General features: G+C 71.8%; 21 protein-coding genes. 6 read left to right on the top strand and 15 right to left on the bottom strand.

What is annotated here, in order from left to right; translation table 11 throughout:
• Position 1 precedes the first annotated feature (1 nt).
• The gene (locus ACE3Q8_RS13640; protein WP_374470821.1) at positions 2-571 is read right to left on the bottom strand and encodes a nucleotidyltransferase family protein; all 570 of its coding nucleotides are present in this window, start codon (positions 569-571) and stop codon (positions 2-4) included.
• Positions 568-1,362 carry a bifunctional hydroxymethylpyrimidine kinase/phosphomethylpyrimidine kinase gene (thiD, locus tag ACE3Q8_RS13635; protein WP_374470820.1) on the bottom strand — a complete coding sequence of 265 codons (795 nt, stop codon included), beginning with the start codon at positions 1,360-1,362 and terminating at the stop codon, positions 568-570. Before thiD ends, ACE3Q8_RS13640 begins: the two co-directional genes overlap by 4 nt.
• A 152-nt stretch (positions 1,363-1,514) precedes the next feature.
• Between thiD and ACE3Q8_RS13630 the strand changes: the two genes are divergently transcribed.
• Complete coding sequence (locus tag ACE3Q8_RS13630; protein ID WP_374470819.1) at positions 1,515-1,751, top strand: hypothetical protein; 237 nt, start codon at positions 1,515-1,517, stop codon at positions 1,749-1,751.
• Here ACE3Q8_RS13630 and folP read toward each other — a convergent pair.
• Positions 1,748-2,539, bottom strand: a complete 792-nt coding sequence (gene folP, locus ACE3Q8_RS13625) for a dihydropteroate synthase (protein WP_374470818.1) — start codon at positions 2,537-2,539, stop codon at positions 1,748-1,750. The two genes, ACE3Q8_RS13630 and folP, sit on opposite strands and share 4 nt — an antisense overlap.
• A 139-nt stretch (positions 2,540-2,678) precedes the next feature.
• Between folP and ACE3Q8_RS13620 the strand changes: the two genes are divergently transcribed.
• Together ACE3Q8_RS13620 and ACE3Q8_RS13615 are read left to right on the top strand one after the other, a co-directional pair.
• Entirely contained in the window at positions 2,679-2,879 is a 201-nt protein-coding gene (locus ACE3Q8_RS13620) for a hypothetical protein (RefSeq protein WP_374470817.1), read from the top strand.
• A 54-nt stretch (positions 2,880-2,933) separates the two neighbouring features.
• Positions 2,934-4,754, top strand: a complete 1,821-nt coding sequence (locus ACE3Q8_RS13615) for a PQQ-dependent sugar dehydrogenase (RefSeq protein WP_374470816.1) — start codon at positions 2,934-2,936, stop codon at positions 4,752-4,754.
• Positions 4,755-4,833: 79 nt separating this feature from the next.
• Here ACE3Q8_RS13615 and ftsH read toward each other — a convergent pair whose 3' ends face one another.
• Together ftsH and rpsU are read right to left on the bottom strand one after the other, a co-directional pair.
• Positions 4,834-6,717, bottom strand: coding sequence for an ATP-dependent zinc metalloprotease FtsH (gene ftsH / locus ACE3Q8_RS13610; RefSeq protein ID WP_374470815.1), 1,884 nt, complete (start codon positions 6,715-6,717; stop codon positions 4,834-4,836).
• A gap of 182 nt (positions 6,718-6,899) precedes the next feature.
• Entirely contained in the window at positions 6,900-7,130 is a 231-nt protein-coding gene (rpsU, locus tag ACE3Q8_RS13605; protein WP_374470867.1) for a 30S ribosomal protein S21, read from the bottom strand.
• Between the two features lie 215 nt (positions 7,131-7,345).
• On the opposite strand from rpsU, the gene ACE3Q8_RS13600 reads away from it, so the two are divergent.
• Entirely contained in the window at positions 7,346-8,032 is a 687-nt protein-coding gene (locus ACE3Q8_RS13600) for a COQ9 family protein (RefSeq protein WP_374470814.1), read from the top strand.
• Between the two features lie 4 nt (positions 8,033-8,036).
• On the opposite strand, the gene ACE3Q8_RS13595 is transcribed toward ACE3Q8_RS13600, so the two are convergent.
• The 4 genes from ACE3Q8_RS13595 to purE all read right to left on the bottom strand — a co-directional run bounded on the left by ACE3Q8_RS13595 (position 8,037) and on the right by purE (position 10,273).
• Positions 8,037-8,234, bottom strand: a complete 198-nt coding sequence (locus tag ACE3Q8_RS13595) for a helix-turn-helix transcriptional regulator (RefSeq protein ID WP_374470813.1) — start codon at positions 8,232-8,234, stop codon at positions 8,037-8,039.
• On the bottom strand, positions 8,231-8,620 hold the full coding sequence (locus tag ACE3Q8_RS13590) for a hypothetical protein (RefSeq protein ID WP_374470812.1): 390 nt from the start codon (positions 8,618-8,620) through the stop codon (positions 8,231-8,233). Before ACE3Q8_RS13590 ends, ACE3Q8_RS13595 begins: the two co-directional genes overlap by 4 nt.
• A gap of 69 nt (positions 8,621-8,689) precedes the next feature.
• On the bottom strand, positions 8,690-9,772 hold the full coding sequence (locus tag ACE3Q8_RS13585) for a 5-(carboxyamino)imidazole ribonucleotide synthase (protein ID WP_374470811.1): 1,083 nt from the start codon (positions 9,770-9,772) through the stop codon (positions 8,690-8,692).
• A gap of 12 nt (positions 9,773-9,784) precedes the next feature.
• Complete coding sequence (gene purE, locus ACE3Q8_RS13580) at positions 9,785-10,273, bottom strand: 5-(carboxyamino)imidazole ribonucleotide mutase (RefSeq protein ID WP_374470810.1); 489 nt, start codon at positions 10,271-10,273, stop codon at positions 9,785-9,787.
• 131 nt (positions 10,274-10,404) lie between these two features.
• Here purE and ACE3Q8_RS13575 point away from each other — a divergent pair, with 131 nt between their 5' ends.
• A complete protein-coding gene (locus ACE3Q8_RS13575; RefSeq protein WP_374470809.1) occupies positions 10,405-11,127 on the top strand; it encodes a GGDEF domain-containing protein in 723 nt (240 codons plus the stop codon).
• A 15-nt stretch (positions 11,128-11,142) separates the two neighbouring features.
• On the opposite strand, the gene ACE3Q8_RS13570 is transcribed toward ACE3Q8_RS13575, so the two are convergent.
• The 3 genes from ACE3Q8_RS13570 to ACE3Q8_RS13560 are packed head-to-tail and all read right to left on the bottom strand — an operon-like array spanning position 11,143 to position 12,420.
• Positions 11,143-11,358: a YdcH family protein gene (locus ACE3Q8_RS13570; protein ID WP_374470808.1), complete on the bottom strand. Its 216-nt coding sequence runs from the start codon at positions 11,356-11,358 to the stop codon at positions 11,143-11,145.
• A 12-nt stretch (positions 11,359-11,370) separates the two neighbouring features.
• Positions 11,371-11,817, bottom strand: coding sequence for a TIGR02444 family protein (locus ACE3Q8_RS13565; RefSeq protein ID WP_374470807.1), 447 nt, complete (start codon positions 11,815-11,817; stop codon positions 11,371-11,373).
• Positions 11,818-11,820: 3 nt separating this feature from the next.
• Positions 11,821-12,420 (bottom strand): UbiX family flavin prenyltransferase, encoded by a 600-nt coding sequence (locus ACE3Q8_RS13560; RefSeq protein ID WP_374470806.1) that lies wholly within the window; start codon positions 12,418-12,420, stop codon positions 11,821-11,823.
• 128 nt (positions 12,421-12,548) lie between these two features.
• Here ACE3Q8_RS13560 and ACE3Q8_RS13555 point away from each other — a divergent pair, with 128 nt between their 5' ends.
• Positions 12,549-12,722, top strand: coding sequence for a YdcH family protein (locus ACE3Q8_RS13555; RefSeq protein WP_374470805.1), 174 nt, complete (start codon positions 12,549-12,551; stop codon positions 12,720-12,722).
• Between the two features lie 153 nt (positions 12,723-12,875).
• On the opposite strand, the gene ACE3Q8_RS13550 is transcribed toward ACE3Q8_RS13555, so the two are convergent.
• From ACE3Q8_RS13550 to ACE3Q8_RS13540, 3 genes are all read right to left on the bottom strand, one after another.
• Positions 12,876-13,565, bottom strand: a complete 690-nt coding sequence (locus ACE3Q8_RS13550; RefSeq protein WP_374470804.1) for a DUF1013 domain-containing protein — start codon at positions 13,563-13,565, stop codon at positions 12,876-12,878.
• Between the two features lie 142 nt (positions 13,566-13,707).
• The gene (locus ACE3Q8_RS13545) at positions 13,708-15,402 is read right to left on the bottom strand and encodes a M10 family metallopeptidase C-terminal domain-containing protein (protein ID WP_374470803.1); all 1,695 of its coding nucleotides are present in this window, start codon (positions 15,400-15,402) and stop codon (positions 13,708-13,710) included.
• A 71-nt stretch (positions 15,403-15,473) separates the two neighbouring features.
• The gene (locus tag ACE3Q8_RS13540; RefSeq protein ID WP_374470802.1) at positions 15,474-17,246 is read right to left on the bottom strand and encodes a M57 family metalloprotease; all 1,773 of its coding nucleotides are present in this window, start codon (positions 17,244-17,246) and stop codon (positions 15,474-15,476) included.
• Between the last annotated feature and the right edge of the window lie 25 nt (positions 17,247-17,271).

The following is a 17,271-nucleotide window of genomic DNA, read 5'->3' as shown; positions in this document are numbered from 1 at the left end:
CCTACCCGACGATTTCGATCTCCGGCCAGCGGGCCTTGGCCGACGCCGAGGCGCGTTCGAAGCCCTTGTTGTTCGGCCGGTGGGGATTGGGCCGCAGGCGCAGAGCGAACAGGTCGTCCAGGCCGAACGGCGCGTGGATGGTCAGCCGGCCGTCCGCCTCCAGCCGGACGCCCACCGCGAACAGCGGCGAGACGAAGCGGCCGAGCGCCTCCGGCGTGTTCGGCAGGGGGGCGTACGCCTCGCCGAACTTGCCCTCGAACCAGACGTGCACCCGGGCCTGGTTGCGCACCTCGACCATTTCGCGGAACGGCGGGGCGAAGGCCTCGGCCACCCGGCGGATCACCACGTCCTCGGCCTCGTAGGAGATGTCCGCCGCGTCGTAGTAGCCAAGGTCGTAGTCCTTGATGCCGTGCTCCGGCGGCCGCCCCGTCAGGTGGTTCAGCACCGGCTGGTAGACCGCGCCGGAGAACACCAGCCAGTCAGGCAGGTCGAGCTCCCGGGCCACGGTCAGCACGTGCATCAGTCCGGGCGTCGCCCGGACGATCGCCTCGAGGCGGCCCTCCAGGCTCATCGCAGCGCCCAGCCGTGATCGAGGGGGCCATGTCCCCGGCCGAGGCCCGGCGCATGCGCCATCGCCTCCTGAACATAGGCCCAGGCGCGGGCGACGGCGTCGGTGAGCGGCATCCCCTGGGCGAGGCCCGTGGCGCAGGCCGACGCCAGGGTGCAGCCGGTCCCGTGGGTGTGTCGGGTGTCCTGGCGCTCGGCTTCGAAGACCGTTTCGCCGTCCGGCGTCATCAGGACGTCGGTGACCCGCTCGCCCGGCACGTGGCCGCCCTTCATCAGCACGGCCTTGGCGCCCATAGCCAGCAGGGCCTCGCCGGCCCGACGCAGGTCGTCGGCCGAGCCGACGGCGAGGCCGGTCAGCGCCTCGGCTTCCGGCGCGTTGGGGGTCAGCAGGGCCGCGCGCGGCACCATCAGGCGCTTCACCGCGCCCACCGCGTCCTCGGCCAGCAGCGCGGCGCCGCCCTTGGCCACCATCACCGGATCCACCACCGCCGGCGCGCCGGGCGCGCTGTCGAGGATCCGCGCCACCGTCTCGACCGCGGCGATGTCGCCGAGCATGCCTGTCTTCAGCGCGTCCGCGCCGATGTCATCCAGCACGGCGCGGGCCTGGGCCTCCACCACGTCCAGCGGGATCGGGTGCACGCCGGTGACGCCCAGGGTGTTCTGCACGGTGATGGCGGTCACCGCCGTCGCCGCGTAGCCGCCCAGCGCGGTGACGGTCTTGATGTCCGCCTGGATGCCCGCCCCGCCGCCCGAGTCGGAGCCGGCGACGATCAGGACTCGGCCTAAGGAGCGCATGGCGTGGCGATAGCGCGGCCGGCCGGCAAATGCATCGGGATTCACGCCGGGGCGCGACGGCGGCCGCCGGAGCCTTGCGCCGCGTCAAGGCGTCGTTCCGCCGACAGGCGCGAAGTCGCGCCGGGACGCCGAGGACGCAGAGGAGCTCGCCCATGACCCCCAAGTGCGAAAGCTGCGGCATGCCGATCGAGACCGGGCGCTACTGCGGCTACTGCGTCGACGAGCACGGGGCGCTGCAGGACTTCGAGACCCGGTTCGAGCGGATGGTCCGCTGGCTGATGCGCGAGCGCGGCGGCACGCGCGCCGCCGCCGAGCAGGCGACGCTCGCCCGGATGGCCACCCTGCCGGCCTGGCGCGACCATCCGAAGGTGCGGGCGGCCGGCGGCTAGCGCGCCGCGGCGATGGCCCGCCAGACGCGCAGCGCCTGGACCGTCTCGCGTACGTCGTGCACCCGCACGGCGGAGACCCCGGCCACCGCGCCGGCCAGGGCGCCGGCGATGGAGCCCCCCAGCCGTTCGCCGGGCGCGCGGCCGCCGCCGTCGATCGCGTCGATGAACCGCTTGCGGCTGACGCCCAGCAGGACGGGGAAGCCGAGCGCCACGATCCGGTCGAGGTGGGCGAGCAGCGGCAGGTTGTGCTCCAGCATGTGCTTGCCGAACCCGATGCCAGGGTCGAGCCAGATCCGCTCGCGCGCCACGCCGGCCGCCATGGCCGCCGCCGCCCGGCTCAGCAGGAACTCGGCCACCTCGGCGACCACATCGTCGTAGCGCGGCTCGGCCTGCATGGTCCGGGGCTCGCCCTGCATGTGCATCAGCACCACGTCGCAGCCGAGCTCGGCGGCGGTGTCCAGCGCGTCTGGCGCGTAGCGCAGCGCCGCCACGTCGTTCCACATGGTCGCCCCGGCCGCCACGGCGGCCCGGGCCACGGCCGGCTTCATGGTGTCGATGGAGATGGGAATGGCGCTTTCCGCCCTGAGCGTGCGGATCAGCTCAACGACGCGGGCGATCTCCTCGGCTTCGGGCACCGGCTCGGCGCCCGGCCGGGTGGACTCGCCGCCCACGTCCAGCATGTCCGCACCCTCGGCGATCAGGCGGCGGGCGTGCGCCAGGGCGGCGCCCAGGTGCAGGTAGCGGCCCCCGTCGGAAAAACTGTCGGGGGTGACGTTCGCCACGCCCATGACACGAAGCTGCGCCTTAGTGCGCGAACGGGACGCCACCTTGGCGGGAGGTGAATGTGTCGACATGGCCAGCACGCTTGCCCATCCATAGCAGCCGGGGGCGGATTCGCGAGCGCGGCGGTTCGCGCCCGATCCGCGCATGATCCTCAACCCGATTCGAGCGTGGCGCCGCCATCGCCGGTTGAAGCGTCAGGCCGCCGAGGAGGCCCTGCACCTGCGGCGGCGCCACGGCGAGGCGGCGCTGGCCGCGGCCGAGACGAAGCTCCGCCGCGACGACCTGACGCGCTGGGGCCGCCGGGTGGTCGGGCAGGCGGCGAGGCTGCTGCGGGAGGGCTCCTGAACGACGGCCGAGCTTGCGCGTTAGGGTTGCGAGCCCAGTTCCGAGGAGCAGGTCATGGCCGACGTCAACGGCACGAGCGCGCGCGACACCCTGAACGGCACGGCGGGCGCCGACGTCGTCTCCGGCGGCGACGGCTCCGACACCCTGATGGGCGGGGCGGGCGACGACGTTCTCTACGGCCACGGCGCCTCCGACACCGACGCCGCCAACGGCCTGATCGACGCCGTGCGGGTGGCCTCGGGCCTCTCCTCGCCGCTGTTCGGCGCCTCGCCACCGGGCGATCCGGACCGGCTGTTCGTGGTGGAGCAGCAGACGGGCCGCGTCCGCATCCTCGACCTGAACTCGGGCCAGGTGCAGACGGACCCCTTCCTGGACCTGCCGGACGGAAGCTTCGCGACCGGCGGCGAGCAGGGCCTGCTCGGCCTCGCCTTCGCGCCGGACTACGCCGCGAGCGGCCGGTTCTTCGTGCACTTCACGAATCCGGCCGGCGACATCGAGATCCGCGAGTACCGCCGGGCCGACGCCGACCACGCCGACGCGGGCTCCGCCCGGACGATCCTGACCATCCCGCACCCCGGCGCCACCAACCACAACGGCGGCTGGATATCCTTCGGCCCCGACGGCTTCCTCTACATCGCCACCGGCGACGGGGGCGGCGCGGGGGACCCGGAGAACGACGCCCAGAACCGCGACAGCCTGCTCGGCAAGATCCTGCGCATCGACGTGAACGGCGACGCCTTCCCGGGCGATACGACCCGCAACTACGCCATTCCGGCCGGCAACCCCTTCGCCGGCGCGACGGCCGGGGCCGATGAGGTCTGGCTCTACGGCCTGCGCAATCCCTGGCGGGCGAGCTTCGATACCGCCACCGGCGATCTGTGGATCGGCGACGTAGGCCAGGGCGCGCGCGAGGAGGTGGACTTCATCCCCGCCGGCCAGGGCGGGCTGAACCTCGGCTGGCGGTTCATGGAAGGCAATATGCCGTTCAGCGGGACCGCGCCCGCGGGTCTGACCCCGCCGATCCTGGAGTACGACCGCAGCACGCCGCTCTATTCCGGCGTCGCAGTCACGGGCGGCTACGTCTACCACGGCCCGGGCGGCGGCCAGGGCCTCTACTGGTTCGCCGACTTCGCCAGCGGCAATCTGTGGAGCGTCGCCCAGCAGGGCGGCGCCGCCCAGGACTTCCTGAACCGCAACGGCCAGATCGTGCTGTCGGGGGGCGGCGACTTCGATCAGATCGCCTCCTTCGCACTCGACGGGCGCGGGCGCCTCTACGCCATCGGCCTGGACGGCGACATCCACCGGCTGACCCCGCGCACCGGCGCGGGCGACGCGTCCGACTACATCCGCGGCGGCGACGGCGACGACGTGATCTGGGGCGGCCTCGCCTTCGACGACGTGCACGGCAACATGGGCCAGGACAGCGTCCACGGCGGCCAGGGGAACGACTGGGTGGTGGGCGGCCAGGGCGACGACCGGCTGTTCGGCGACGACGGCGCGGACATCGTCTACGGCAACCTGGGCGCCGACACCCTGGAGGGCGGCGCGGGCGCGGACCTGATGCGCGGCGGCCAGGCCAACGACCTGCTGTCCGGCCAGGACGGGAACGACTGGATCAGCGGCGACCGCGGGGACGACACCCTGACGGGCGGCGCGGGCGCCGACGTCTTCCACACCTTCGGCGAGGCCGGCGTCGACCGCGTCACCGACTTCAGCCGCGCCCAGGGGGACCGCGTCCAGCTCCTGCCGGGCCAGACCTACACGGTCAGCCAGTCGGGGGCCGACACGGTGATCGACATGCCGGGCGGCGGCCGGATGATCCTCGTGGGCGTCCAGGCGAGCACGCTGACCGGCGACTGGGTGTTCCACGCCTGAGCCGCCGCGCCGCCGGGCGGCACGAAAAAGGGCGGCCGCCTTCCGGCGACCGCCCCCTTTCACGTCGGTGTCCTTGCCCTTACGCCGGCTCGGGGTCCGGCCGGGGCGAGATCGGCACCGCGACCGCCGGGCCCGTCGGGCGCTTGGCCTCGGGCTCGTCGCGCTTGGGCGGCACGCCCTTCAGCGCGTTGACGATCTCGTCGCCGGTCAGGGTCTCGTACTCCAGCAGCGCCTTGGCCAGCGTGTGCAGGTCTTCCATCTTCTCGGTGAGGATCCGACGGGCCTCGTCCTCGCCGGCCTTCACCAGCCGCTTCACTTCCTGGTCGATGACCTTGGCGGTCTCTTCCGAGACGTTCTGGTTGCGGGCGACGGAGTGGCCCAGGAACACCTCCTCCTGGTTCTCGCCGTACTCCACCGCGCCCAGCAGGTCGGAGAAGCCCCACTTGGTGACCATGGCGCGGGCCAGCTTGGTCGCCTGGCTGATGTCGGACGAGGCGCCCGAGGTCACCTTGTCCTTGCCGAAGATCAGCTCCTCGGCCATCCGCCCGCCGAACAGGATGGCGATGCGCGAGGTCATCTGCTCGTAGGACATCGAGAACCGGTCGCGCTCGGGAAGCTGCATCACCATGCCCAGAGCGCGGCCGCGCGGGATGATGGTCGCCTTGTGCACCGGGTCGGTGGCCGGGACGTTCAGGGCCACCAGGGCGTGCCCGCCCTCGTGGTAGGCGGTGAGCTTCTTCTCGTCCTCGGTCATGACCATGGACCGGCGCTCGGCGCCCATCATGACCTTGTCCTTGGCGTCCTCGAAGTCGCGCATGGTGACCATGCGGCGGTTCTTGCGGGCTGCCATCAGGGCGGCCTCGTTGACCAGGTTGGCCAGGTCGGCGCCCGAGAAGCCGGGGGTGCCGCGGGCGATGATTTTCACCTCGACGTCGGCGGCCAGCGGCACGTTCTTCATGTGCACGCGCAGGATCCGCTCGCGGCCGTTGATGTCCGGGTTCGGCACCACGACCTGGCGGTCGAAGCGGCCGGGACGCAGCAGGGCCGGGTCCAGCACGTCGGGGCGGTTGGTGGCGGCGATGAGGATGATGCCCTCGTTCGCCTCGAAGCCGTCCATCTCCACCAGAAGCTGGTTCAGGGTCTGCTCGCGCTCGTCATTGCCGCCGCCGAGGCCGGCGCCGCGATGGCGGCCGACCGCGTCGATCTCGTCGATGAAGATGATGCAGGGCGCGTTCTTCTTGGCCTGTTCGAACATGTCGCGCACGCGGCTCGCGCCGACGCCGACGAACATTTCGACGAAGTCCGAGCCGGAGATGGTGAAGAACGGCACGCCGGCTTCGCCCGCGACGGCGCGCGCGATCAGCGTCTTGCCGGTGCCGGGAGGGCCGATCAGCAGGGCGCCCTTGGGGATCTTGCCGCCCAGGCGCTGGAACTTCTGCGGATCCTTCAGGAAGTCGACGACCTCCTGCAGCTCTTCCTTGGCCTCGTCCACGCCGGCGACGTCGTCGAAGGTGACGCGGTTCTTGTTCTCGGTGAGCAGACGGGCCTTGGACTTGCCGAAGCCCATGGCGCCGCGCGCGCCCCCCTGCATCTGGCGCATGAAGAAGATCCACACCCCGATCAGCAGCAGGATGGGCAGGGAGTTCAGCAGGAAGCCCAGCAGGGTGAAGCCGCCCGCGGGCTTCACCGCGATGTCGGCGCCCTGGGCCTCCAGCCGCTTGATCAGGTCTTCCTGGCTGGCCGGGGTGACGGCCGTGTAGGTCTTGTTCGCCTGGTCCTTGATCTGGACCGCCGCGCCCTGGATCACCGCCTGCTTGACCTCACCGGAGTTCACCTTGGTGAGGAGCTGGGAATAGGTGATCTCGCTCTGGCCGGCGGCGCGGCCGCCGCCGGTCATCATGCTGTAGAGACCGACGAGGACGACGACGATGACGCCCCAGATGACGAGATTGCGCAGGTTCATGGACTAAGGACCGTCTCGCAAGGATTACCGGCAGATGCGTTCAAGATAGGTTGGCGACCGCCGTTCTACCAGCGAGGCCATACCGTGCGCGACCGAAGGCCTCGCCTTGACCGTAAATGCAAAAGGCCGCGCCCGGTTGGCGCGGCCTTCAACATAGTGACCGATGTGGCCGATTTCAGCCCTTAGCGGCTCTTCTTCGGCGCCGCGATCAGGCCTTCGCGCTGGGCGCGCTTGCGGGCCAGCTTGCGCGCGCGGCGCACGGCTTCGGCCTTCTGGCGGGCGCGCTTCTCGGAGGGCTTCTCGTAGTGCACGTGCCGCTTCATCTCGCGGAACGAGCCCTCGCGCTGCATCTTCTTCTTCAGCGCCTTGAGGGCTTGGTCGACGTTGTTGTCGCGGACAAAAATCTGAACCAGGGGTCTCTCTCCTGTCGGTCGCTACACCGCCCGGCGCCCGTGACCCGGCATGGGGCGGCGGCGAGCGAACAAAAACATTGGGCCCGGAGGCGAGGGCCTTCCGGGTTCGAGGGCGGGCAGATACCAGAAGGCAGGGGCCCTGTCCACGCGGGAGTCGGCCCGGCGTGCGATCTCCGAGCCTTCGCAGCCGGGGGCCGGAGGAGTAGAGAAGCCCCATGACCGCCCCCGCCGACGACTGGGCCCAAGAGGCCGAGCAGCAGATCCTGGAGCAGGCCATCCGGCTGGCGCCGAAGTTCGGCTGGACCTGGCGCATGGCCAAGGCCGCCGGCCGGGCCTGCGGCTTCTCGGAGGGCGAGACCGAGCTTCTGGTCCCGCACGGGCCGGCCGACCTCGCCGCCCTGTTCTCCCGGCGGCACGACGCGCGCGCCATGGTCGCCCTGCGCGACGTCGACCCGGACGCGCTGAAGATCCGCGAACGCATCCGCCGGGCGGTGGAGGCGCGCCTGGACGCCGCCGCGGCCGACGAGTCCGCCACCCGCCGCTGGGCGGGCTGGTTGGCGCTGCCGCCGAACCTCCACCTGGGCGGCAAGCTCGCCTGGGAGAGCGCCGACGTGCTCTGGCGCTGGGCCGGCGACGTGGCCACCGACGAGAACCACTATTCCAAGCGCGCCATCCTGGCGGGCATCCTGAGCTCGGCGCTGGCCATCCGCATGGCCCAGGGCCGCGCCGCCGCCCTCGTCTATGTCGACCGGCGGATCGAGGACGTCATGCGCTTCGAAAAGTGGAAGGCCACCACCCGGCTCCGGCCGGGCGACCTCGTCAGCGGCATCGCCCACACGCTCGGCCGGATGCGCTACCGCACCGCGCCCGCGGGCCAGCCGGACCTTTCCGACGTCCCCTGACGCCTCAGGCGTGCGGGTTCTCGAAGATCGCCTCCACCGGCTCGCCGAACAGCGCGGCGATCCGGTAGGCGAGGTCGAGCGAGGGGTCGTGCTTGTCGCTCTCCAGCGCGATCACCGCCTGGCGCGAGACGCCGAGCCGACGGCCGAGCTCCTCCTGGGTCCAGCCGCGGGCGGACCTGAGTTCGCGCAGCCGGTTCTTCATGCCCGGCTGGTGCGGACCGTGCCGCAGGCCAGCGCGTAGCACGCCCAGAACAGGCTGTAGATGAACCAGCCCTCCACATGCGGCGCGCGCGCGAAGCTCTCCGCGAAGCCCCAGGCCGAGAACAGGGTCATGGACAGGCCCGAGGCGATGATGAACCGCTTGGCCATCAGCCCGCGCACGTACTCGTCGGTCTCCCGCATCAGGGCGAGCGTCGCCCAGAGCTGTCCCGCCAGCGGGGCCGCCGCAGCCAGGGCCAGCAGCCAGGCGCCGGGCGGCCTGACGTCGTCGAAGGCGTCGAAGATCCAGGCGGTGCAGAGGGCGGCGTAGGCGGCCATGAAGGCCAGGGTCCGGAAGCGGTAGCGGCGGTGAGCCGGGTCGAGCGCCATGGCGGCCTCCTGCAATGTCAGGAGAACCTTACATCATCCCCATGTCAGGTCAACCTGACATAGGAGGCCTCAGGCCAGAGGACGGACCCGGTTCACATGGCCCATCTTGCGGCCGGGCTTGGCCTCGCGCTTGCCGTAGAGGTGGATGCGGGTGTCGGGCTCGGCGGCGAGCTTCCGCCACTGGTCCGCCTCGTCGCCGAGCAGGTTCAGCATCTCCACGCGGGAACGGGCGGCGGTCGGCCCCAGCGGCCAGCCGGCGACGGCGCGGATGTGCTGCTCGAACTGGTCGACCTCGCAGCCGTCCTGGGTCCAGTGGCCGGTGTTGTGCACGCGCGGCGCGATCTCGTTCACCAGCAGCCGGCCGTCCTTCATCTCGAACAGCTCGATGCCGATGACGCCGACGTACTGCAGGCCGTCGAGCACCTGGCGCGCGATCTTCTCGGCCTGGTCCTTCAGCGCCTGGGACGCGTTCGCAGGCGCGATCGTGCGGCGCAGGATGCCCCGCTCGTGATGGTTCTCGCCCAGCGGATAGACCGCGATGGCGCCGTCGCGCCCGCGCGCGGCGATGATCGACAGCTCGCGCACGAAGTCGGCCGGCGCCTCGACGATCACCGGGACGGAGCCCAGCGCCTCGAACACCCGGCGCGCGTCCGCGGCGTGCTCCACCCACTGCTGGCCCTTTCCGTCGTAGCCCTCGCGGCGGGTCTTCATCAGCGCCGGCGCGCCGATCCGCTCCACCGCCTCGACGGCCGAGACGGGGTTGTCGGCGGCGGCGAAGGCGACCGTGGCCACGCCGCGCTCGTTCAGGAAGCTCTTCTCGGCCACCCGGTCCTGGGCGACCGCCAGGGCGCGGGCGCCCGGCGCCACGTCGACGCCCTTCGCCGCCAGCCACTCCACCGCGCGCGCCGGCACGTTCTCGAACTCGTAGGTGACGACGTCGGTGAGCTCGGCCAGGCGGGCGAGCGCCGCCTCGTCGTCATAGGCCCCGACGATGAGCTGGGTGGCCGAGCGGCCGGCCGGGCTGTCGGCGTCGCGCTCGAGGATGGCCACGTCGAAGCCGAGCCGGGCCGCGGCCAGGGCCAGCATGCGGCCGAGCTGGCCCCCGCCCAGGATGCCGATGGTCGAACCCGGGGGAAGCGGGAAGCTGGGCATGGCGGGCTCTTCCTACTCGACGGTCTCGGCGACGCTCTCGGTCTGCCGGGCGGTGAAGGCGGCGAGCCGTTCAGCCAGGGCCGCGTCCGAGATCGCCAGGATCTTGGCGGCCATCAGGCCGGCGTTCTTGGCGCCCGCCTCGCCGATGGCCAGCGTCCCCACCGGGATACCGGCCGGCATCTGGACGATGGAGAGCAGGGAATCCATGCCCTTCAGGGCCTTCGACTCCACCGGCACGCCCAGCACCGGCAGCTCGGTGAGCGAGGCGGTCATGCCGGGCAGGTGGGCGGCCCCGCCGGCCCCGGCGATGATCACCTTGAACCCCTCGGCCTTGGCGCCCTTGGCGAAGGCGTACATCCGTTCCGGGGTGCGGTGCGCGGAGACCACCTTGGCCTCGTAGGCGACGCCCAGCCCCTCCAGGATCTCGGCGGCGTGCTTCATCACCGGCCAGTCGGAACGGCTGCCCATGATGATGGCGACGGGCGCGGTGGCGGCGCTCATGTGCGTCAAATCCGTAGGCGGGCCCCGGCCCGGAAGGCGGCGGAGTATAGGCGCCGGCCTTGCGCCCGCAACCGAGTGGCTTAGGTTTCGGCCAAGTCGCCGTGCGGCCTGCGGTTTTCGCGGAGGAAGCCATGAAGATCTTCGGCGCGCGACCCGAGCCCCTGCCGGCCGCGGCCCGACGTGCGCCGGCCAAGGGCGGGGCCGCCGGCAAGGCGCGGGGCTCAGGTGCGACCCGGGGCGCCGACTCCACCGACTTCCTGGGCCTCACCGAGGCCGACCTGACGCCGCAGGTGCAGGCCGCCATGGGGACCCTGCTGTCCGAGATCGACGAACTGCGGGCCGAGATCGGGCGGCTGAAGGCCCGCCTCGCCGAGGCCGAGGGCCTCGCCGACCGGGACGCGCTCACCCCGGTGCTCAACCGCCGGGCCTTCGTGCGCGAGCTCTCCCGCATCCAGACCTTCATCCAGCGGTACGGCGCCGACGCGAGCCTCGTCTATTTCGACCTCGACGGGCTGAAGGCCGTGAACGACCGCTTCGGCCATGCCGCCGGCGACGCGGCCCTGAAGGCGGTCGCCGAGCGCCTCGCCGCCGACGTCCGCGAGAGCGACATCGTGGGTCGCCTGGGCGGCGACGAGTTCGCGGTGATCCTGGTGCAGGCGGAGCCTGCGGCGGCCGAGACCAAGGCCCAGGCCCTGGCGGCGGCCGTCCACCGCGCTCCGGTGGCCTTCGACGGCGGCGAGGCCCAGCCCCGCCTCACCTTCGGCGTCAGCCGCATCGACCCTGCCGCCGACCCGGAAGCCCTGCTCGCCGCCGCCGACGCGGCCATGTACGCGCGCAAGCGGGGGCGGCGTTGAGGAAGAGGAGGCCGCTCACGCGATGATATCGGGGGTCAGCATGTCCTCGAGGCGCGCGATCTCGTCCTTGAGGGCGAGCTTCTTCCGCTTCAGGCGGCCGATCAGCATCATGTCCGGCAGCGGCGAGGCGGCGAGCGCGGTGATCGCGGCGTCGAAGTCGGCGTGGTCCTGGCGGACCTCGGCCAGCCGGGCCCGCAGCGCCTCCTCCGACGGGAACTCATCGTCGTTCATGCGGCGTCGATCCTATCCCAATGCCTGCGCCAGGGCGGCCAGCGCGCCGGCCGGCGCGGGCCGTCCCCAGGCGGCGGAGGCGGCCTCCAGCGCGGCGAGCGCCGGCGCGCCGCCCGGCTTCGTCCCGGATAATCCGGCGAGGGTTTCCAAAAGCAAACGCTCGGCGCGCAGCTCGGCCGCCTTCACGTCCTCGCGCAGCGCCTCGCGGGCGCCGTCGTCCACCGGCGGACAGCCCGCCTTGAGGCCCCGCCTCACTTGGCGGAGCGGCTCCACCGCCACCGCCCCCCAGCGCCGGGCCGCCTCGGCCGCGCGCGCCAGCAGGCCGGGGTCGCGCGCCTCGGCCCAGACCGCCCAAAGCAGGAAGGGCACGTTCTGGCCGTGGTCGTCCTGCAGGGCCAGGCAGGCGTCGGCCACGCCGTCGCGGCCGTAGGCGTCCAGCGCCCACTCCCAGATCGCCACGGTTCAGGCCTCGCCCGGAGCGGGGCCCACGTCGCGGCCCCAGCGCTTCACCGGGCTCCAGGACAGGCCGAAGAGGTCCAGCGCGCGGCCCACCGACTGGTCGATCATCTCCTCGAGGCTGGCGGGCCGGGCGTAGAAGGCCGGCATGGGCGGGGCGATCACCGCCCCCATCTCGGCCAGCCGGACCATGGTTCGCAGGTGGCCGAGGTGCAGCGGCGTCTCGCGCACCATCAGCACAAGAGGCCGGCGCTCCTTCAGCACCACGTCGGCGGCGCGGGTGAGCAGGGACGAGGTCACGCCGGTGGCGATCTCGCTCATGGTCCGCACCGAGCAGGGGGCCACGATCATGCCAAGCGTCGGGAAGGAGCCTGAGGCGATCGCCGCCCCGACGTCGGAGGCCTTGTAGACCACGCTCGCCCGGCCCTGCGCCTCGGCGAGGCTGAGGTCGGTCTCCTGCGACAGCGTCAGGGCCGCCGACTTGGAGACCACCAGATGGCTCTCGACGCCCAGCTCCCGGCAGGCGTCCAGCACGCGCAGCCCATAGACGATTCCGGACGCGCCGGAGAGCCCGACCACCAGCCGCGGCGTCTCAACTTTTGACATGCGGAAGGTTCCCAACGCCCGGATCCGCCGCAGGGATGCGGCTCAGCCGGCAGCAAACATATGTGATCTGACAGCCGCGGGAAGCGGGTGTTCACTCGGGGGCATCAACAGCGAGGAGACGTAACGTCATGGCCGTGGAAGCCAGGATCCGTGAACTCGGATCTCGCCACCAGTCCCTGGAACTCGCGATCCAGGAAGAGCTGCGCAGGCCCGCCGCCGACGATCTCAAGCTGAAGGAACTGAAACGACAGAAGCTCAAGCTCAAGGAGGAGCTGGAGTCTCTGCGCGGGCGCGCCCACTGAGGCCCACCCTCCCTCGCGGGGGAGGGAAACACGCCAGGCGAGCGGCTGGGGGAGCGGGATCGGGCGCAGAGCCTGATCCCTTGGATCCCAAGCTGGCCGGTGCTCTCGCATCGTCCCGTTCCCGCGAGGGGACGGGACGGATGCGGTCAGCTCTCAATCCTCGTCGCCGTCGTCGTCCTGGTCCGCCCAAACGTCGGCGGCGGTAAGGTCGGCGCGCGCCGGGGCCTCGTCCTCGACGTCGACCACGCCGGTCTCCGACGCCGGACGCAGGGTGGGGCCTTCGGTGTCGACGATGCCGCGGCGGGCGTCGTCCTTGGCCTTCTTCTCGGCCGCCTTCTTCACCACCGCGTCCAGCTCGAGCTGGGTGGCGAGGCCGAGCGTCACCGGGTCCACCGGCTTGATGTTGGCCGAGTTCCAGTGCTGGCGGTTGCGGACCTGCTCGATGGTCGCCTTGGTGGTGCCCAGCAGGCGCGCGACCTGGCTGTCCGGCACTTCCGGGTGATTGCGGATGAACCAGGCGATGGCGTCCGGTCGGTCCTGGCGGCGCGACACGGGGGTGTAGCGCGGCGCCTTCTTCACCGGCTTCAGCAGCTCGGCGTGGCGGCTCTTCTGGGCCACCATGCGGTACTTGTCGTTCTTCTCGGCCCGGTCCAGCTCGTCGCGCGAAAGCTGGCCGTTGGCGATGGGGTCGGCGCCGCGGATGTCGCGCGCCACCTCGCCGTCGGCGATGCCCTTCACCTCTAGCGGGTGCAGGCCGCAGAAGTCGGCGATCTGGTCGAAGGTGAGCGAGGTGTTGTCCACCAGCCAGACGGCGGTCGCCTTCGGCATCAGGATTTCGGTCATGGTGGTGTCCCTGAGGGGGTCGTCCGGAAATGAAGGCGCCCGGCCTTTCGGCCGGGCGGTGAGGGTTACCATATAGGCCGGTTCCGCGCGCGTGGGAACGGATTTCGGGAATCCGCCCCTGCGGCCAGGCGTCGTCCGGCCCTCAGGCGTACAACAGCCAGCCGCCGGCCAGGGTGGCCGCCTGCACCCCCACCAGCACCATCTGATGGCCGTCGCCGAAGTCGAGCAGGGTGTCGCCGCCCCACGCCATCAGCCGGAACGCCGTCCCGGGATCGAGTTGCACCCGATCCCCCTCCGCGAGGCTGAAATCGGTGATCCGGTCGATCCCGGCGTCGCTCGAGCCGTGGAAGATGTCGGCGCCCGCACCCCCGGTCACCGTGTCGTCGCCGCGGTCGCCCGAGAGCCAGTCGTCGCCGGCGTCGCCGCGCAGGACGTCATGGCCCTGGCCGCCGCGCACGAGGTCGGCGTCGGCCCCGCCCGACAGGGTGTCGTCGCCGAGGTTGCCGTAGACGATGTCGGCCCCGTCGTCGCCGCTCAGCAGGTCCCGGTCCTGGCCGCCGACCACCCAGTCCGCGCCCGCCCCGCCGGCCACGGTGTCGTCGCCCCGGTTGCCGTGCAGGTCGTCGAACTCGCCGCCGCCGGACAGCGAGTCCGATCCCTCCTCGCCGCGCAGGTAGTCGCGGCCGGCGAACCCTTCGAGGGTGTCGCCGCCGGAGCCGCCGTAGAGGGCGTTGTCGGCGGCGTTTCCGTTGATCCGGTCGGCGCCCCAGCCGCCCTTGGCGTTCTCGATCACCGCGCCCTGGGCCACCGCCACGTTCCCGACCAGCCCGCCCACGTCCGAGAAGAACCCTGCCCGCAGGTCGATGAGCTGGTCCTGGCTGTAGCCGGAGAAGTCGAAGGTGTCGGCGCCGCCCGCGTCCCAGGCGGCGAACACGGGCCGGTTGGCGACGCTGGCCTCGAACCACGGCCGGCCGGCGGTCGAATTGAAGCCGTAGACGGTGTCGCCCGAGCGGGTGGCCATGTTGGCCCCGTACTCCACCTGGATCGCGGCGATGTCGTCCAGCATGGGGGCCGCCGGGAAGCGGCCGCCGAAGTCGGCCCCCGTGTTGGCCTCCCGGAAGTAGCTCATCACCGTGTACTGGTTGGAATCCTGGAAGTACTCGGCGTCGGCCTGGTAGGTGATCGCCCGGCCGTCGTCGTCGCCGGCGTCGTAGTCGCCGGGATGGGCCATGCCGATGGCGTGGCCGATCTCGTGCGCCAACACCATGCCGCCGCGGTTCGCCCCCGACGGATTGGCGTTGTAGCCGATCGAGACGTTCATCCAGACGTCGCCCGAGCGCGCCGAGATGGCGGTGTTGTTGGGAAAGAACGCGAAGGCCGAGGCCCCCGCGACGCCCGAGCTGTAGTTGCCGAACAGCATGATGGCCTGGTCGGAATAGGCCGCCTCGCCGCTCGCCCCCTCGCCCACCCTTACGAAGGTGATGTTGGCCGCGTCGGCCCAGCCCTGCATCGCGAGCTCGGCCTGCGCGATCTGGGCGGCGTTGAAGCGCGAGAAGCCCTGGGCGTCGTCCGGCATGGTTTCGGGGGCGGTGGCCCGGAAGGCGTAGGTGACGGTGAAGGGCAGGCCGGCCTTCGACGACCAACCGGGCGCCGGCGTCAGCACCACCGTCCCGTCCGGCTGCACCGTCTCGTTGAAGCCGGTCATCTGCAGGGCGGCGCGGTCGATGGAGAAGTTCGGCTTGCCCGCCACCTCGCCCACGCCGCGCTGGTCGGCGTTCAGGTAGGCTGCGCCGCTCCAGGGGCCGCCCGCCGCCGCCTCGACATAGCTCTCGGACATCGCACGCGCCCCCCGGCCCGAGTGTTAGGCCGGGGCCTGCGCGGGGGCAACGGCGGCGCGACGCCGCGCCGTCAGGCCCCGAACAGCCAGCCGCCGGTGAGGCTCGAGAGCTGCACGTTGGCCAGCACCATCTGGTGGCCGCCGCCCATGTCGATCAGGGTGTCGGCGCCCGACTGGCGGAGCGTATAGGTGGTGCCCGGGTCGAGCTGCACCCGGTCGCCTTGGGCGAGGCTGAAGTCGGTGATCCGGTCGACGCCGGCGTCCTGCGAGCCGTGGAAGATGTCCGCGCCCAGGCCGCCGGTGATGGTGTCGTTGCCGCGGTCGCCCGAGAGCCAGTCGTCGCCGTCGTCGCCCCGCAACTGGTCGTGGCCCTGGCCGCCGCGCACGAGGTCGGCCGCGACGCCGCCCCAGAGGGTGTCGTCGCCCATGTTGCCGTAGACGATGTCCGCGCCCTCGTCGCCGTAGAGCACGTCCTGGTCCTGGCCGCCGACCACCCAGTCGTCGCCGAGACCGCCGGAGGCGGTGTCGTTGCCCATGTTGCCGTTGATGTCGTCGAACTCCGCCCCGCCGGTGAGGGAGTCGTTGCCGGCGTCGCCCCGCAGGTAGTCGCGGCCCTCCGCGCCCGAGACGGTGTCGTTGCCGCCGCCCGCAGCGATGTTGTTGGCCGCGGCGTTGCCGTTGATCCGGTCGCCGCCCGCGCCGCCCTTGGCGTTCTCGATCACCGCGCCCTTGGCCACTGCGACGTTGCCGCTGAGGCCGCCGACGTTGGAGAAGAAGCCCTCGCGCAGGTCGATGACCTGGGCCTGGGAATAGCCGGAGAAGTCGAAGGTGTCGGCGCCGCCGGCGTCCCAGGCGGCGAACACCAGCTTGCTGGAGCTGGAGGCGGCCACGAACCACGGCCGATCGGCGGTGGCGTTGAAGCCGTAGACGGTGTCGCCGGTGCGGGTCGCCAGGTTGGCCCCGTACTCGAGCTGCACGGCGGCGATGTCGTCCAGCAGCGGCGCGGCGGCGTAGACCCCGCCGAAGTTGCCGCCGGTGTTGCCCTCGCCGAAGTAGCTCATCACCGTGTACTGGCGGCTGTCCTCGTAATAGGTGGCGTTGACCGCATAGGTGACGCTGCCGCCGCTGCCCGCGTCGTACTCGGCCGGGTGGGCGAGGCCGATGGCGTGGCCGATCTCGTGAGTCAGCACCATGCCGCCGTAGTTCGTCGACGTCGGGCTGGCGTTGTAGCCGATCGAGGCGTTGATCCAGACGTCGCCGGCCGCCGAGCCGGCGCTCGTCGAGCCCGGGAACATGGCGAAGGCCGAGGCGCCCTCGACACCCGACGTGTAGTTCCCGAACAGGATGGCGGCGTTGTTGCTGTAGGCGCCCTCTCCGGCGGTCCCGACGCCGACGCGCGTGAACCGGATGTTGGCCACATCGGACCAGCTCTGCAGGGCGAGTTCGGCCTGGGCGATCTGGGCGGCGTTGAAGCGTTGGAAGCCGGAGGCGTCGTCCGGCATCGTGCCCGGCGCAGTCGAACGGAAGCCGTAGGTGACGGTGAAGCCCTGGCCGAGGCGCCCGCCCCAACCCGCGTCGCCGCGGATGATCTGCCAGGCGGCCTCGTCGATGCTGTAGCTCTGTTTGCCGTTACTGGCGTAGCCGTCGCGCTGGTCGGCGTTGAGGTAGGCCTGCGGGCCCAGCGTCTCGCCGCCCGCCGCCGCGGCGGGCTCGCCGGTCACCGTCGCCTGGCCGAGGCACACCGGACACTGGCAGCGCAGGCCGGTCAGGGCGTCCGTGTCCTGGACGGCGGCGTGTCCGGCGTCGTCCAGCTCGGCTCGGGCGTCTTCGGCGAGGATGGGCATGGGCGGTCTCACGCAAACTCTAGCC

Source organism: Phenylobacterium sp. (assembly GCF_041913825.1).
Lineage (GTDB): Bacteria > Pseudomonadota > Alphaproteobacteria > Caulobacterales > Caulobacteraceae > Phenylobacterium.
Note: the sequence above shows the minus strand (reverse complement) of the source record. Positions and strands in the feature narration are given on the sequence as shown.